This is a genomic window from Pantoea agglomerans, assembly GCF_020149765.1.
Lineage (GTDB): Bacteria > Pseudomonadota > Gammaproteobacteria > Enterobacterales > Enterobacteriaceae > Pantoea > Pantoea alvi.
In genome coordinates this window covers 1712154-1728065 of sequence record NZ_CP083809.1, presented here as the reverse complement: position 1 = coordinate 1728065, position 15912 = coordinate 1712154, and the positions used below count along the sequence as shown (strand labels likewise).

The window sequence follows — 15912 nt, the reverse complement described above, 5'->3', positions numbered from 1 at the left end:
CCTGAACGATTAGTTTATTTCATGCGAAAAGGCGTTCGTTTCCCCGGGTCGACGATTACTATTAGCGCCATAAACTGCCCCGGCAGAGATAAAAAATTATTTGTGAGGAGTGTCGCCTGTGATTAGCGTTTTTGACATGTTCAAAGTGGGCATTGGCCCGTCGAGTTCCCATACCGTGGGGCCGATGAAAGCAGGCAAGGAGTTTGTCGACCTGCTGGTTGAACAGGGAAAACTTCAGGAGGTGACGCGCATCGCCGTGGATGTCTACGGCTCGCTCTCGCTGACCGGCAAAGGGCACCATACCGATATCGCCATTATCATGGGGCTGGCGGGCGCCTCCCCGGCCACGGTGGATATCGACAGCATCCCCGCTTTTATTAAGGATGTCGAGCAGCGCGAACGGCTGCTGCTGGCCAACGGCGCGCATGAGGTGGACTTCCCGCGCGAAGGCGGCATGGTGTTCCGCAGCGAGAATCTGTCGCTGCATGAAAACGGCATGCGTCTGCTCGCCTTTGCCGGCGATCTGCTGATCTTAAGCAAAACCTACTATTCGGTCGGCGGCGGCTTTATCGTCGACGAAGAGCATTTTGGCCAGTCGGCGCTGGACGAAGTCAGCGTGCCCTGGCCTTTTCACTCGGCGAAAGCGCTGCTGGCGCACTGTCGTGAAACCGGCCTGTCGCTCTCAGGTCTGGTCATGAAGAACGAGCTGGCGCTGCACTCGCGCGAGGAGATCCGCGACTACTTTACCGACGTCTGGCAGACCATGCAGGCCTGTATCGATCGCGGGCTGAATACCGAAGGCGTGCTGCCGGGTCCGCTGCGCGTGCCGCGCCGCGCCGCCTCGCTGCGCCGTCTGCTGACCTCATCATCCAAACACTCTAACGATCCGATGAACGTGATCGACTGGATCAATATGTTCGCGCTGGCGGTTAACGAAGAGAACGCCGCCGGCGGCCGTGTGGTTACCGCGCCGACCAACGGTGCCTGCGGTATCGTCCCGGCGGTGCTCGCCTATTACGATCACTTTATCGAAACCGTGACGCCCGATATCTTTACCCGCTATTTCCTTGCGTCGGGCGCCATCGGCATTCTGTATAAGATGAACGCCTCTATTTCCGGCGCGGAGGTGGGCTGTCAGGGCGAAGTGGGCGTCGCCTGTTCAATGGCGGCCGCTGGACTGACCGAACTGCTGGGCGGCAGCCCGGAACAGGTTTGCGTCGCGGCGGAGATCGGCATGGAGCATAACCTCGGCCTGACCTGCGATCCGGTGGCCGGCCAGGTGCAGGTGCCCTGCATCGAGCGCAACGCCATCGCCTCGGTGAAGGCGATTAACGCCGCCCGTATGGCGCTGCGCCGCACCAGCGAGCCGCGCGTCTCGCTCGATAAGGTTATCGAGACCATGTATGAAACCGGCAAAGATATGAACGCTAAATACCGCGAAACCTCGCGCGGCGGCCTGGCGATCAAAGTTCAGTGCGACTAATGTTCCGGCACCGGTTATTTTTCGCGCGGTCATTATGAATTGCGCTTTTGACCCTACCTCATCGCTTCGATTAACGATAGAGTAATGTTTCGCGCGACCTTTTCAGGTCGCGCGGTTATTTCAGTACCGCTTTTTTTATCAAGCATGGCTAAACCTTAGATACGCTTTGCCGATAATATCCCCGTTATCCTGCTTTAATTTCGTGTGTGGAAGGTGGTTACTGATGCTTTTGGCCCAGCAATTTGTTGGACAATTTCGCCGTAAGCGACTCTTTATTGCGTTGGTGATCGCCGCTGTGGTTCTGATATTGACGCTGGCTTTTCGCTTTTTCGAAGAGAAATCGCGTATTGAGCAGCAGTCGCTTAATTTCGCCGATAACGCCATTCAGCGCTTCGACCGCATGTTTTCGCCGCTCGACGTCTCCGCAAACAATACGCTGGGACTGGTCGGCGTGCCCTGCCAGGAGGTGCGCTTCCCGCTGATTGAGAAAATATCCGCTCTGCAAACGGTACGCGCGATATTGCTGGTAGAAAACGACACCATCTACTGCTCCAGCATCTACGGGCCGCGCGCCATTCCCTTTAGCCAGACCTATCCCCAGCTGGCGATTAATAATCAGCGCATGATGCTGACGACCGACAACTACCTGCTCAAGGGCTCGCCAATCCTGCTGCTGTGGACCCCTAAGTCCCTCGACAACCGCTCCGGTATTTTGCAGGCGATCAATATCGAGCTGATGAGCACCTATCTGCTGGAGCCGCAGCTGCCCTGGGTAGAGCGTGCGATCTTCAGCGTCGGCGGCGAGAGCCTGGAGTACGGCAATCCGCTGATTGAGCCGGCGATGCCGTCAGAGGATGAGGTCAGCTACGAGCAGGGCTCCTTGCGCTATCCTTTCGCCATTACGCTCTATGGCCCTTCGCCGGCACGACTGGCGATGATGTCGCTGCCGTCGCAGCTGCCGCTGGCGCTGATGCTGAGCCTGCTGATCGGCTATATCGTCTGGCTGGCGACGGCGAATCGTATGAGCCTGAGCTGGCAGATTAGCTACGGCATCACCGCCAATGAATTTATGGTTTACTGCCAGCCGCTGATTAACGCCAGGAGCGGCGAGTGCGATGGCATCGAGCTGCTGCTGCGCTGGCACAACGCGCGCCAGGGCTGGATCCCGCCGGACGTGTTTATTCCGCTGGCCGAGCGGCAGAATCTTATCGCGCCGCTCACGCGCTTCGTGATCGATAAAGCGGTGGCGCAGCTGCCGAACCTGCCGCGCTGCCCGTCGTTTCATATCGCCATTAACGTGGCCGCCAGCCACTTCCGCGATCGCGCCATCGTCGACGATCTGCAGCAGCTCTGGTGGCCGGCAAATCCGCTGCCGAAGCTGGTGGTGGAGCTGACGGAGCGCGATGCCCTGCCGGTGGTGGATCAGAAGGTGATTTCGCAGCTGCACAGCATCGGCGTGCGTCTCGCTATCGATGACTTCGGCACCGGGCACAGCTCGCTCTCCTATTTGAAAGATTTGCAGCCGGACGTGCTGAAGATTGACAAGATTTTCACCGCGGCGATCGGCACCGACGCCATTAACGCCACGGTGACCGATATGGTGATTTCGCTGGCGCAGCGATTAAATATCAGCCTGGTGGCCGAGGGGGTTGAAACCGCCGAGCAGGCCGCCTATCTGCGCGAGCGCGGCGTCGATCTGCTGCAGGGCTATTACTACGCGCGGCCGATGCCGATTGAGGATTTTCCCGCCTGGCTGACGCAGCATCAGGCGCAGCTGACGCCCTGACCTTCAGGTTTTAACAGACGGCGCACAGGCATTACGACCCGCAAGGTCGGGTCCAGAGAGCAAAGCGTCCCGCGACGGGGACAAAAACGCCGGGAGTGTTTTTGTCCATCGCTGCGCGATGGCCCGGCGACGGGCGCACTTCAGGAATAAGATACCTATTCCCGCAGGCCAGGCGCATATGGATGGCCTGAGCGACTGGGCGATCGTACGCTGACTCACGCCTCAGCGCATAACAGCAAAACGGCGCTTTCGCGCCGTTTTCTCATTACTGCTCTTGTTCATCATCCTCGTGCGGCTTGTCTTTCGTCACCCGCACCAGATCGACGCGATAGTCGGTCGCCTGCAGAATAGTAAAGTGCAGCGGCGGCAAATCGATCACCTCGCCCGGCAGCGGCAGCTGGCCTTTCTGACCAATCAGCAGACCCGCCAGCGAGGCGTGATCTTCATCCGGGTTAACCAGGTCGTTAACGTCGAACAGCTGCTGAAGCGAATGCAGGTCAGTGCCGCCCTTAACGATCCAGCCGTCGCCGTCGACGATAATATCTGGCGTCTCATCCTCGTCCGGGAACTCACCGGCGATCGCTTCCAGCACGTCCAGCGGGGTAATCAGCCCCTGCACCACGCCGAACTCGTTGGTGACGATAACGAAGCTGCCTTTGGCGCGGCGCAGCACGCCCAGTAAATTAATGGGATCCAGCGTTTCCGGCACCACGATAGCGGGCGATGCGGCGGCAAAGGTCGCCACGTCCATGCCGTGCTCAATCGCCACCAGCAGCTCTTTGGCGCGCACCACGCCGATAATCTCATCCAGCTCGCCGCGGCACACCGGAAACAAACTGTGCGGCGTGTCGAGCAGTTGAATACGGATCTCGTCCAGCGGACGCTCGGCGTCAACCCAGGAGATTTCACCGCGCGGCGTCATAATGCTGCGGATAGAGCGCGACGCCAGCGTCAGCACGCCGTTGATCATATAGCGCTCTTCATCCTTAAAGGCTTCCTGCGGCATCGCCTGGATCAGAGGCGACTCCTCGTTAACCGCAGGCTGCGCCGGGCGCTGACGACCGCCCATCAGGCGCAAAATCGCCTCGGCGGTGCGCTCGCGCATTGGGCGATGCGCCTGATGACGCATAAAGTTGCGGCGCGCGATCTGGTTAAACAGCTCGATAAGAATCGAGAAGCCAATCGCCGCATAGAGGTAGCCTTTCGGGATATGGAAGCCGAAGCCTTCCGCCACCAGCGACAGGCCGATCATCAGCAGGAAGCTCAGGCAGAGCACCACCACGGTAGGATGCGCGTTAACGAAGTTGGTCAACGGCTTCGAAGCGAGCAGCATCACGCCCATGGCGATCACCACCGCCGTCATCATAATCGGCAGATGGTTTACCATGCCGACCGCCGTAATCACCGCATCCAGCGAGAAGACCGCGTCCAGCACCACAATCTGCGTGACCACCGCCCAGAAGCTGGCGTAGCTGCGGTTCCCCTGATGCTCAAGCTGACGGTTCTCCAGCCGCTCATGCAGCTCCATCGTCGCCTTGAACAGCAGAAACACCCCGCCCACCAGCAAAATCAAATCACGCCCTGCGAAGCTAAACTCCCCTACGCTAAATAACGGACGCGTCAGCGTCACCATCCAGGAGATCAGCGACAGCAGGCCCAGACGCATCACCAGCGCCAGCGATAAACCGATCAGGCGCGCTTTATCGCGCTGCTTCGGCGGCAGCTTGTCGGCAAGAATGGCGATAAACACCAGGTTATCGATGCCAAGCACGATTTCCAGTACGACAAGCGTGAGCAAACCGGCCCAGATTGAGGGGTCGAAGAGAAATTCCATCATTGACTCCTGAACGAGAGACAGACTGAACGATATCGTGCCAGCGTCGTCTGGTGACGTGACAGAAAGGCAATCGGGTGAAGTGCAGATACGCCGTCAGGCGTGAAAAATGGCGCGGATGCGCGCATCAAAGTGGTTAAGCGACGTCGGTGACGATCCATAAAGGTGGGCTGAAACCCGTTACTCCTGAGTAATAAACAGATCGTTAATGTAACAGGCCAGACATTTACGTCAAAAAATTTTCTTTCATTTACAAATGATTCAGCCGCAGCGGTGCATTAAACCGCGTTTAAGGCGCGTTCAGCCGTCCGATTATGGACAACCGTCACATAAAATATTTTTTCGCGCACTAAAATAAATCGCGACTCACCGATTTATGAAAGACGCCCGGAGAATGATTCATTAATTCAGTTATTTTGACTACGTGTGTTAGCTGACAACCGTAGCGATAACTCATAACGCTTCATCAACGCCAGACGAATTTATTTAGCGAACGGAGGTAGCAAGTGACCATTGCGATAGTAATTGGTACACACGGCTGGGCAGCCGAACAACTGCTGAAAACGGCAGAAATGCTGTTGGGCGAGCAGGAGAATGTCGGATGGATTGACTTTGTGCCCGGCGAGAATGCAGAAACGCTTATTGAAAAATATCAGGCGCAGCTGGCAAAGCTGGACACGTCAAAAGGGGCGCTGTTTTTAGTTGATACCTGGGGCGGAAGCCCGTTTAACGCCGCCAGCCGCGTGGTGCTCGATAAAGAAAATTACGATGTGATCGCCGGGGTCAATATTCCGATGCTGGTCGAAACCTTAATGGCGCGCGACGACGACCCTGGCTTTGCCGAACTGGTCGCCATCGCGGTGGAGACCGGCCGCGAAGGCGTTAAGGCGCAGAAAACCGAGCTTCCCGCGCCCTCTGCACCTGCCGCTGCCCCTGCCCCTGCCGCCAAAGCGCCGCCAGCACCGGCGCAGCCGCTGGCGCCGGGTGAGCATATGAAAATCGGCCTTGCGCGCATCGACGACCGCCTGATTCACGGTCAGGTGGCGACGCGCTGGACCAAAGAGACCAACGTCTCGCGCATTATTGTGGTCAGCGACGAGGTGGCAAAAGATCACGTCCGCAAAACCCTGCTGACGCAGGTAGCACCGCCCGGCGTAACCGCACACGTGGTGGACGTCGATAAGATGGTGCGCGTCTGGAATAACCCGAAATATGGCCGCGATCGCGTGATGCTGCTGTTCACCAATCCCACCGACGTGCTGCGCGTGGTCGAGCAAGGGGTAGAGATTAAATCGGTCAATATCGGCGGCATGGCGTTTCGCCAGGGCAATACCCAGGTTAATAACGCCGTCTCGGTCGATGAAAAAGATATCGCCGCGTTCCGCAAGCTTAATGAACGCAATATTGAGCTGGAAGTGCGTAAGGTCTCCAGCGATCAAAAACTGAAAATGATGGACCTGATTGCGAAGGTCAATGCGTAAAACGGTGCCAGCTGCGCCTGCGGGCCAGTTAACGCTATCCTGCTGAGGAGAAGGGATATGATGGAAATAACCTCGCTACAAATCATCCTGATATTTATCGTGGCCTGTATTGCGGGTATGGGCTCGATTCTGGATGAGTTTCAGTTTCACCGACCGCTGGTGGCCTGTACCCTGATCGGGGCGGTGCTCGGCGATATGAAAACCGGCATTATTATCGGCGGTACGCTGGAGATGATCGCCCTCGGCTGGATGAACATCGGCGCCGCCGTGGCGCCTGATGCGGCTCTCGCCTCAATCATCTCCACTATTCTGGTTATTGCCGGCGGTCAGAGCGTCGGCGCGGGTATTGCTTTGGCGATCCCGCTGGCGGCTGCGGGCCAGGTGCTGACGATTATCGTGCGCACCATCACCGTCGCTTTCCAGCACGCGGCCGATAAGGCCGCAGAGAAAGGTAACCTGACGGCGATATCCTGGATCCACGTCTCGGCGCTGGTGTTGCAGGCGATGCGTATCGCCATTCCGGCGCTGATTGTGGCGATTTCAGTCGGCACCAGCGCGGTTCACTCCCTGCTCAGCTCTATCCCTGAAGTGGTCACCAGCGGCCTGAACATTGCGGGCGGCATGATTGTGGTGGTCGGTTACGCGATGGTCATCAATATGATGCGCGCAGGCTATCTGATGCCGTTTTTCTATCTTGGCTTCGTCACCGCGGCCTTCACCAGCTTTAACCTGGTAGCGCTGGGCGTCATCGGCGTGGTGATGGCGGTGCTCTATATCCAGCTGGCGCCGAAATATAACCGCGTGGCGGGCGCGCCTGCGGCAGCTCCTGCAAATAACGATCTCGATAACGAACTTGACTAAGGAACAGGTGACAACATGGTAGATACAACTACAACGCAAAAGAAACTCACCCCAGGGGATATCCGCGGCGTGTTTTTGCGGTCGAACCTGTTCCAGGGGTCGTGGAACTTCGAGCGTATGCAGGCGCTAGGCTTCTGTTTCTCAATGGTGCCGGTGATCCGCCGCCTCTATCCGGAAAACAATGAGGCGCGCCGCCAGGCGATTAAGCGTCATCTGGAGTTCTTTAACACCCATCCCTACGTGGCAGCGCCGGTGCTGGGCGTGACCATGGCGATGGAGGAGCAGCGCGCCAACGGCGCCCCGATCGACGACGCCGCCATCAACGGCATTAAAGTGGGCCTGATGGGGCCGCTGGCTGGCGTCGGCGACCCCATTTTCTGGGGCACCGTACGCCCGGTATTCGCCGCCCTCGGCGCAGGTATCGCCATGAGCGGCAGCCTGCTGGGTCCGCTGCTGTTCTTCGTGCTGTTCAATCTGGCGCGTCTGCTGACCCGCTATTACGGCGTGGCGTACGGCTACCGCAAAGGGATCGATATCGTCAGCGATATGGGCGGCGGCTTCCTGCAGAAGCTCACGGAGGGGGCGTCAATTCTTGGCCTGTTTGTGATGGGCGCGCTGGTGAACAAGTGGACGCACGTGAATATTCCGCTGGTCGTATCGCGCATTACCGACCAGACCGGGAAAACCACCGTCACCACGGTTCAGACCATTCTCGATCAGCTGATGCCGGGCATCGTGCCGCTGCTGCTGACCTTCGCCTGTATGTGGCTGCTGCGTCGCAAGGTCAACGCGCTTTGGATTATCGTTGGCTTCTTTGTTATCGGGATTTTCGGCTACTGGGTCGGCCTGCTTGGCCTGTAGTTCTCTCGCCGGGCGCGCTGCGCCCGGCCTCTTCCCCGCTTTTCTGCCGCATCGCCACAGGAGAAAGTGATGTCACTAACGGACGGCCTCATCGCGCTCTGTATCGCCGCGCTGCTGCTTTTTTCTCTCTATAACGACTTTATTCTGCCGCGCCGCAACGGCCCGACGCGCTTAAGCGTGGCGCTGCGGCGCAGGCACAAAATCGACAGCCTGATATTTATCGGGCTGCTGGCGATTTTACTCTGGAATAATGTGACGCATCAGGGGCCGCAGCTCACCACCACCTTGCTGATGGTGCTCTGCTTTCTCGCTTTCTGGCTCTTCTGGCTGCGCCGCCCAACCCTGCTGATGAAGCGCGATGGGCTGTTCTATGGCGGCGTCTGGATCGCCTATGAACGCATTCAGAGCATCAATCTCTCCGAAGACGGCATCCTGGTGATGCAGCTGGAGCAGCGTCGCCTGCTGATCGCCGTGCAGCAGCTCGACGATCTTGAGCGCATCTATCATACGCTGGTGGAGGCGCGCTAATTGCGCCGCCATAGCGTCAGGCGGAAGTCAGCATCGCATTCGAAGGTTTTCGACGCCTGCAGTTCCCCCCACACCGACGGCTTCGCGCGCCAGGCGAAAGGCGTCATCTGCAGCAGCGTCGCCGCCGCATCGCCGCTCAGCTGCATCGCGTAGCGCAGCGACTGCTGACTCTCTTCGCTAAAGCCGCTGTAGCACTTCTCTTCCGGCGCATGAAGCTGCACCTCGCGATAGATCAGCGCCTTGAACTGCTGCAGATGGTGCGCCCCTGGGGTAACGGTCAGCAGCACGCCGCCTGGCTTCACGACGCGCGTCAGCTCCGCTTCGTTACAGGGCGCGTAGATGCGCACCACGCCGTCCAGCGATGCGTCAGCAAAGGGCAGACGCTGGCTTGAGGCGACGCAAAACTGCACGTCAGGATAACGTTTTGCCGCCAGGCGAATGGCGTTTTTAGCGATATCCAGGCCGTAAACCTCTGCGCCCAGCGCGCTGAGCGCCGACGTGTAATAGCCTTCGCCGCAGCCGATATCAAGCAGCGCGCCCGCGTCGCGTAGCTTTTCGCGCAGCAGCGTCACCACGCCGTCGCGCAGCGGCTGATAGTAGCCCGCCTGCAGAAACTCGCGCCGCGCCTGCATCATCTCTGCGCTGTCGCCAGGCTCGCGCGAGCCTTTATGCTGAACGGGCAGCAAATTGAGGTAGCCCTCTTTCGCCTGATCGAACTGGTGACGGTTTTCACAGCGCCAGCTGCGGTTTTCAGGCTGCAAAGGATGATGACAGAGGGGGCAAATCAGCAACATACGAACTCCATTAACAAGAGCGCCGCAGTGTACTCCGTTCGCGGTTGTATCGAAAGCGCAAAGAAAAAGCCCCGGTCAGATGACCAGGGCTTTACAGGATTCGTTTTCAGTGGTGCATGGCACCGAGCTGGCACGAAATCAGATAGCGGTTACGTTGACTGCAGCCGGGCCTTTCTGGCCGTCCTGAATTTCGAACTCAACGCTTTGGCCTTCAGCCAGGGTTTTGAAACCGTTGCCCTGGATAGCGGAGAAGTGTACGAACACATCTTTGCTACCGTCAGCAGGAGTAATAAAACCAAAACCTTTAGACTCGTTGAACCACTTAACCTGACCTTTGATCTTTGCCATTTTGCAAATTCCTTAGAGTGTTTATTTTGCCCGGAGGCAGACCTACAGAGAAACCAGAGACGTTACTGAATGAGGCACTAATAAGGTTCGGCAAGGAAGCGGTATTCAACGTCAACGTTTTTACTCGTAACTTCTTTACTGAAGATGCCATACATAAACAGAACTGTACCTCGTTTGACCCAAGAATTGTTATCACATATCCGCAAATTAATGGCAAGGCATTTTTAATCGACCGTGGATGTGCTGCACAAAATTTGCAAAGCCGTCGCGCACTTTGTTCATTTTGGTACATAACCTGACCACGCCCAGGCCGAAAAGCGCTATCCAGCAACCCGCGGATGATACGAATAACGCTAGCGGATAACCGCGCATTTGTCCAACCTTGTTCACCGTAACGGATTAATTTACGGATAGATTATTGCAGTATTATGGCATTCGCTTTTGTTAAGCGACACCCTACAACTAAAATGCGGCACCCTTTTCTCTTAAGCGATCGCAGGCTCTGATTTCTCTCTGGCACAGTTAATAAATACTTTTGCACCAAAATCAGGAAAATAAAAACCCGTACTGCCCCAATAAAAAGCAGAGCAATGCTTATTTCTTATTACCATTTATTCTTTGATCCTGAATAAATGTTCTCTCAAAACCTAATACCCGCCTGAGGATAAGCACCGCGCTTTAGGAATTTTCCTGGTTAATATTTTCCAGGCTGCGGCTCTCTCCTATTCTCCACGGCGCAAAGCGGCCATTATCTTCTCCGCTGCGCTGAATGGCGCACACTAATTCAGCCGGCGGCTCATCCAGTGATTCGTCAGCCAGCTCGAATACGCCCCAGTGAATAGGCAGGGCTAACGGTTTACCCGTTAGCCGCCATAATGAGACCGCGTGAGCGGGCTCCATATGGCTGCTGCGCATGAACCATTTCGGTGCATAGGCACCGACCGGCAGCGCGACCAGATTAAATGGACCAAGCCGCCGGGGGATCTCCGCCAGGTTATCGGAAAACCCGCTATCGCCGGAAAACCAGAAATTAAGCGTCTTGCTTTTTACTACCCAGCCGCACCATAGCGAACGGTTGCGATCCCAGGGCGTGCGCATGCTCCAGTGACGCGCCGGTACGGCGGTCAGGGTCAGCCCCGCCTCCTGCTGGCTCTGCCACCAGTCGAGCTGGCGCACATGACGCGCGCCGCGTCGCGTGAACCAGCCTTCCAGCCCCAGCGGCACCAGAAAAGTGACGTCAGGGAAACGGCGGAGAATGCGCCTGACGGTGGCGGAATCGAGATGGTCATAGTGATTGTGGGAGATCAGCACATAGTCGAGGCGCGGCAGATCCTTAATGCGCAGCGGCGGCGGGGTTTTGCGTTCTGGCCCGGCAAAGGGCAGCGGCGAGGCGCGCGTCGAGAGCGCCGGATCGATCAGCAGATAGCGCTGGTTAAGGCGCAGCAGCATCGCCGCATGGCCTAACCACCAGACGCGATCGTCCACGCCGGCAAGATCGGCGGGCTGCCACCAGCGCGCCCTGAACTGCTCATAGCCCGCCTGCGGCGGGAGCGGCAGCCCCGCCGCTTTGCGCGCTTTACGCCAGCGCCTGAGATCGCCAGGCTGGCGCAGATCCGGCTCCAGGTTGCGAAAGCCTTCAGGGGTATGATGCGCTTTGCTGGCGTCATACCAGGGGTTTTGCCAGGCCATGTCGCTCCTTGCCGGGGTAAAAAAGGTTAGCGTTCCGGGATCATGCGGATAAATTCGCGCGTCGCTTCCGGCTCCTGCTTCTCCTGCTCGCCGCTCTGGCTCTCAACCAGCCGGCGCAGCAGCGCGTTCTGTTTTTTCTGCTCTTCCAGCAGCTGGCTCAGCAGCAGGATCTGTTCGCTGGCGCGCACGCTGGCCCGGTTAACGAAAAACCAGGCGATAAACGCCACAATGATAATCACCGCCACTACGCCATAGCTAAACAGCGGATCGGAGGTTGCGGCTAATTCGTTCATAACTGCCTCAAAAACGGAAAATATTGATGGCGTCGATTCTACCTGCTGGGCGCCCGGCTGACCAGGCTATGCGCCTGAATGCAGAATTCCCTGACCCGTCGCTTTCGGCAATCTCCGATCGCTTCGGCAGACAAAGCGAGGCAAGCTGTTAATATTACGGGCGGCAGCACACGGTGGACAGCTGCGTTATGTATCACAAGGAGAACAAATGAAACTCTTTATTCGGGCGATCGTTCTGCTCGCCGTTATCTGGGTCGCCATGCTGTTTACCGGCTATGGCGTGCTGACCGGCAGCGCTAAAAACGCCGCGGGTCTGGGCCTGCAGTGCAGCTACCTTACCGCGCGCGGTGTGATTACCGCCCAGTATCTGCATACTGACAGCGGCGTTATCGGGGTGAGCGACTGCCCGCTGCTGAAGAAGAGCGGAGAAGTGATCGACAATTAAGGGTCAGGCGGAGAATCGTTCCGCGCGGAGTCTTACAGGAGAGCAAGCGGGCGTCTGCCCGCTTTTTTTATCAGAAGCCGTAGTGGTGATAGCCCATCTCAGCGGAGAGCGTGCGCGCCGCGCGATGCAGCATGGCGACATAGTCGCTTTTCGCCTCTTCCGAGAAGCGGATAGTGGGGAATGAGATGCTCAGACCGGCGATAACCACGCCAAAGCGGTCGAAAACCGGCACGGCGATACAGCGCAGCCCCTCTTCCTGCTCCTCGTTATCCTCGCCGAAGCCCTGCGCTTTCACCTGATCCAGCACCTCGAGCAGCGCTTCGCGCGTGACGATGGTATTGGCGGTGCTACGCTTGAATTCAACCTCTTTAAGGATCTCATTCACCTCTGCCCGGTCGCGCCACGCCAGCAGCACTTTGCCAATCGCCGTGGTGTGCAGCGGGTTGCGCCGTCCAATGCGCGAATACATCCGCAGGTTATAGAGCGAGTCGATTTTATGGATGTAGACGATGCTGTCCTCTTCCAGCGCCCCGAGGTGGATCGTCTCTTTAGTCAGACGCGAGAGCTCACGCATCTGCACGTCTGCGCTGCGGATGAGATCGACGTTCTGCAACGCCTTCGCCCCCAGCTCAAACAACTTCAGCGTCAGGGAGTATTTTTCGCTCTCGCCTTCCTGCGTGACATAGCCAAGCGCCTTCATGGTCTGCAGAAAGCGGTAAACGGTGCTCTTCGACATCATCACGCGCTGCGCCAGCTCGGTAATGCCGTGATCGCGCTCTTCGCCCAGCGCCTGCAGGATGCCAAACACCTTCATTACGGAAGAGACGGCGTCGGGTTGTTTATCGTTTTCACTGGTGGCCATCACGAACCCTTTTTTGAAATTGTTTTAATAAAATCGGAACAGATGACCAATATAGCGCGTCGCTGCGCGCTGCACCATTGCCTGTCACCGCGCGACATACTTTACCCGCGTTTTTTGCGCTAAAGGCGGTGCGTTTCAGCAGCGGATTCATTAGCATGTTGATATTCACCCACTTTACTTTTCTCTCTATGTCTCCGATAAATTCTCAGGATGGGCTGCCCGTTCCGCAGCGCTACGGCGCAATTTTTACCATTGCGCTGGGCATTATGATGGCGGTGCTGGACGGTACTATCGCCAACGTGGCGCTGCCGACCATTGCGCGCGAGCTGCACGCCAGTCCGGCGCAGTCGGTCTGGATCGTCAACGGCTACCAAATCGCTATCGTCGCCTCGCTGCTGTCGCTTGCGTTTCTCGGCGATATGCTTGGCTATCGCCGGGTCTATCAGGTCGGGCTCGGCCTGTTTGTCCTCACCTCGGTTTTCTGCGCCCTCTCATCATCGCTCCCGATGCTGACGCTGGCGCGCGTGCTGCAAGGGTTTGGCGGCGCGGCGCTGATGAGCGTCAACACTGCGCTGATCCGCATTATCTATCCGCAGCGTTATCTGGGACGGGGGATGGCGATCAACTCCCTGGTGGTGGCGGCCTCAAGCGCCGCCGGGCCAACGGTGGCGGCGGCGATCCTGTCGTTCGCCAGCTGGAAGTGGCTGTTTCTGATTAATGTGCCGCTGGGGGTGATTTCGCTCTGGCTGGCGCTGCGCTTCCTGCCGGAGAACAGCCAGAAAGCGAAGGCGCAAAAGTTCGATGTGCCGAGTGCGCTTATGAACGCGCTGTTTTTCGGTTTGCTGATCTATACGCTGACCGGATTTGCGCAGGGCGGCAGCCGGATGCTGGCGCTGGCTGAAGTAGCGGTGCTGGCGGTGGTCGGCTGGTTCTTTGTGCGTCGTCAGCAGCGCATGGCGGTGCCGCTGCTGCCGGTGGATCTGCTGCGTATTCCGCTGTTCAGCCTGTCGCTCTGCACCTCGATCTGCTCTTTCTGCGCACAGATGCTGGCGATGGTGTCGCTGCCCTTTTACCTGCAGAACGCGCTGGGACGCGACGAGGTTGCGACCGGCCTGCTGCTGACGCCCTGGCCGCTGGCGACCATGGTGCTGGCGCCGATTGCTGGCCGCCTGATTGAGCATATTCACGCCGGGCTGCTCGGCGGCATCGGCCTGGCGCTGTTTGCGGCGGGGCTGTTTCTGCTGGCGCTGCTGCCTGCGCAGCCGCAGGACTGGGATATTATCTGGCGTATGGCGCTGTGCGGTGCCGGGTTCGGCCTGTTCCAGTCGCCGAATAACCACACCATCATCTCTGCCGCGCCGCGCAACCGCAGCGGCGGCGCCAGCGGCATGCTGGGCACGGCGCGTCTGCTGGGCCAGAGCAGCGGCGCGGCGCTGGTGGCGCTGATGTTCACCCTGTTCGACCAGGGCGGCACGCACGCGTCGCTGATCCTCGCCGGCCTCTTCTCCAGCCTCGCCGCGCTGTTCAGCCTGTCGCGCCTGTCGCAGAAGCGCGCCACGGCGCAGTAATCGCGCCCATAAAAAAGGCGACTCCGGGGAGTCGCCTTTTCACGCCTGAACGGCTACTTGAGATACTGACCGCTGCGCAGCGCTTCGATGCGCTTATCCAGCGGCGGGTGCGACATAAACAGTTCGCTCAGCGACTTGTTTTTGCCGTTGATGCAGAACGCCATCATGCTGCTCGGCTCCTGCGGTTCGTAGCTGGTTTTCAGGCGCTGCAGCGCGGCGATCATCTTCTCGCGTCCCACCAGCTTCGCCGAACCGGCGTCAGCGTGGAATTCACGGTGGCGCGAGAACCACATGGTGATGATGCTGGCCAGAATGCCGAACACCAGCTCCAGCACCGTCGCCACGGCAAAGTAGACCAGCGGATTGCCGTTGCTGCTCTCTTCGCCGTCGCGGTTGCCGGAAAGGAAGCCCGACGCCACCTGCGCGATAATACGCGAGATAAAGATCACGAAGGTGTTCACGATGCCCTGAATCAGCGTCATGGTCACCATGTCGCCGTTGGCGATGTGGGCAATCTCGTGCGCCAGCACCGCTTCCGCTTCGTCGCGGCTCATGTTCTGCAACAGCCCGGTTGAGACAGCGACCAGCGACGCATCGCGACGCGCGCCGGTGGCGAAGGCGTTGATGTCGGGCGCATGGTAAATAGCGACCTGCGGCATCGCAATGCCCGCCTGCTGCGCCTGACGGCCCACGGTCTGCATCAGCCAGCGCTCTGTTTCATTACGCGGCTGTTCAATCACCTCACCGCCGACCGAACGCAGCGCCATCCACTTCGACATCAGCAGTGAAACAAACGCACCGCCAAAGCCAAACAGGCCTGCCATGATCATCAGGCCCTGAACACTGCTTGACTGGATCCCTGTCAGGCTGAGGATCAGCCCAAAGACCAACATCACAGCTAAGTTGGTCACCAGGAAAAGAGCAATACGCATCATAAAAGTTAATCTTCCTCAGTTGTTCATGCGCTGACTGCGCGGATCCCTATCCTAGGGTCATCGCAGCGCATTTCAAGCGACCTTAACCTTTAAGTGCCTAAAAAGACATAACTTTACATTTAGTCACGCTTTCGCCGCGCGGCC

The 15912-nt window shown here is 58.1% G+C and carries 16 protein-coding genes and 1 pseudogene; 8 read left to right on the top strand and 9 right to left on the bottom strand.

Features of this window, described 5'->3' with window-relative positions; translation table 11 throughout:
- Positions 1-118: 118 nt before the first annotated feature.
- Complete coding sequence (locus tag LB453_RS10820; RefSeq protein ID WP_103796037.1) at positions 119-1483, top strand: L-serine ammonia-lyase; 1365 nt, start codon at positions 119-121, stop codon at positions 1481-1483.
- Between the two features lie 223 nt (positions 1484-1706).
- Positions 1707-3269: an EAL domain-containing protein gene (locus LB453_RS10815; RefSeq protein WP_103796038.1), complete on the top strand. Its 1563-nt coding sequence runs from the start codon at positions 1707-1709 to the stop codon at positions 3267-3269.
- Positions 3270-3534: 265 nt separating this feature from the next.
- On the opposite strand, the gene LB453_RS10810 is transcribed toward LB453_RS10815, so the two are convergent.
- Positions 3535-5103 (bottom strand): TerC family protein, encoded by a 1569-nt coding sequence (locus LB453_RS10810; protein ID WP_103796039.1) that lies wholly within the window; start codon positions 5101-5103, stop codon positions 3535-3537.
- A 506-nt stretch (positions 5104-5609) separates the two neighbouring features.
- Here LB453_RS10810 and manX point away from each other — a divergent pair.
- From manX to LB453_RS10790, 4 genes are all read left to right on the top strand, one after another.
- Positions 5610-6584, top strand: coding sequence for a PTS mannose transporter subunit IIAB (manX, locus tag LB453_RS10805; protein ID WP_224481729.1), 975 nt, complete (start codon positions 5610-5612; stop codon positions 6582-6584).
- A gap of 60 nt (positions 6585-6644) precedes the next feature.
- Positions 6645-7445 carry a PTS mannose/fructose/sorbose transporter subunit IIC gene (locus tag LB453_RS10800; protein ID WP_103796189.1) on the top strand — a complete coding sequence of 267 codons (801 nt, stop codon included), beginning with the start codon at positions 6645-6647 and terminating at the stop codon, positions 7443-7445.
- A gap of 15 nt (positions 7446-7460) precedes the next feature.
- Positions 7461-8306, top strand: a complete 846-nt coding sequence (locus LB453_RS10795; protein WP_103796041.1) for a PTS mannose transporter subunit IID — start codon at positions 7461-7463, stop codon at positions 8304-8306.
- Between the two features lie 69 nt (positions 8307-8375).
- Entirely contained in the window at positions 8376-8834 is a 459-nt protein-coding gene (locus LB453_RS10790; RefSeq protein WP_103796042.1) for a DUF986 family protein, read from the top strand.
- On the opposite strand, the gene rlmA is transcribed toward LB453_RS10790, so the two are convergent.
- The 5 genes and pseudogenes from rlmA to LB453_RS10765 all read right to left on the bottom strand — a co-directional run bounded on the left by rlmA (position 8831) and on the right by LB453_RS10765 (position 11958).
- A complete protein-coding gene (rlmA, locus tag LB453_RS10785; RefSeq protein ID WP_103796043.1) occupies positions 8831-9628 on the bottom strand; it encodes a 23S rRNA (guanine(745)-N(1))-methyltransferase in 798 nt (265 codons plus the stop codon). The genes LB453_RS10790 and rlmA overlap by 4 nt on opposite strands.
- A gap of 138 nt (positions 9629-9766) precedes the next feature.
- Positions 9767-9976: a transcription antiterminator/RNA stability regulator CspE gene (gene cspE, locus LB453_RS10780; RefSeq protein ID WP_003852684.1), complete on the bottom strand. Its 210-nt coding sequence runs from the start codon at positions 9974-9976 to the stop codon at positions 9767-9769.
- A gap of 21 nt (positions 9977-9997) precedes the next feature.
- Positions 9998-10131 (bottom strand): annotated as a pseudogene (locus LB453_RS10775) (DUF2627 domain-containing protein).
- A gap of 523 nt (positions 10132-10654) precedes the next feature.
- Positions 10655-11665: an MBL fold metallo-hydrolase gene (locus LB453_RS10770; protein WP_103796044.1), complete on the bottom strand. Its 1011-nt coding sequence runs from the start codon at positions 11663-11665 to the stop codon at positions 10655-10657.
- 26 nt (positions 11666-11691) lie between these two features.
- Positions 11692-11958, bottom strand: coding sequence for a YebO family protein (locus LB453_RS10765; RefSeq protein ID WP_103796045.1), 267 nt, complete (start codon positions 11956-11958; stop codon positions 11692-11694).
- A gap of 208 nt (positions 11959-12166) precedes the next feature.
- Between LB453_RS10765 and LB453_RS10760 the strand changes: the two genes are divergently transcribed.
- The gene (locus LB453_RS10760) at positions 12167-12403 is read left to right on the top strand and encodes a YobH family protein (protein WP_103796046.1); all 237 of its coding nucleotides are present in this window, start codon (positions 12167-12169) and stop codon (positions 12401-12403) included.
- Positions 12404-12473: 70 nt separating this feature from the next.
- On the opposite strand, the gene kdgR is transcribed toward LB453_RS10760, so the two are convergent.
- Both kdgR and LB453_RS10750 read right to left on the bottom strand, forming a co-directional pair.
- Positions 12474-13265 (bottom strand): DNA-binding transcriptional regulator KdgR, encoded by a 792-nt coding sequence (gene kdgR, locus LB453_RS10755; protein WP_103796047.1) that lies wholly within the window; start codon positions 13263-13265, stop codon positions 12474-12476.
- A complete protein-coding gene (locus tag LB453_RS10750) occupies positions 13252-13416 on the bottom strand; it encodes a hypothetical protein (RefSeq protein ID WP_224481728.1) in 165 nt (54 codons plus the stop codon). The genes kdgR and LB453_RS10750 overlap by 14 nt, the downstream gene beginning before the upstream one ends.
- Before the next feature lie 37 nt (positions 13417-13453).
- On the opposite strand from LB453_RS10750, the gene LB453_RS10745 reads away from it, so the two are divergent.
- Positions 13454-14833 carry an MFS transporter gene (locus LB453_RS10745; protein ID WP_103796190.1) on the top strand — a complete coding sequence of 460 codons (1380 nt, stop codon included), beginning with the start codon at positions 13454-13456 and terminating at the stop codon, positions 14831-14833.
- 53 nt (positions 14834-14886) lie between these two features.
- Here the strand turns inward: LB453_RS10745 and htpX are convergent, their stop codons facing one another.
- On the bottom strand, positions 14887-15768 hold the full coding sequence (gene htpX / locus LB453_RS10740; protein ID WP_033746579.1) for a protease HtpX: 882 nt from the start codon (positions 15766-15768) through the stop codon (positions 14887-14889).
- Between the last annotated feature and the right edge of the window lie 144 nt (positions 15769-15912).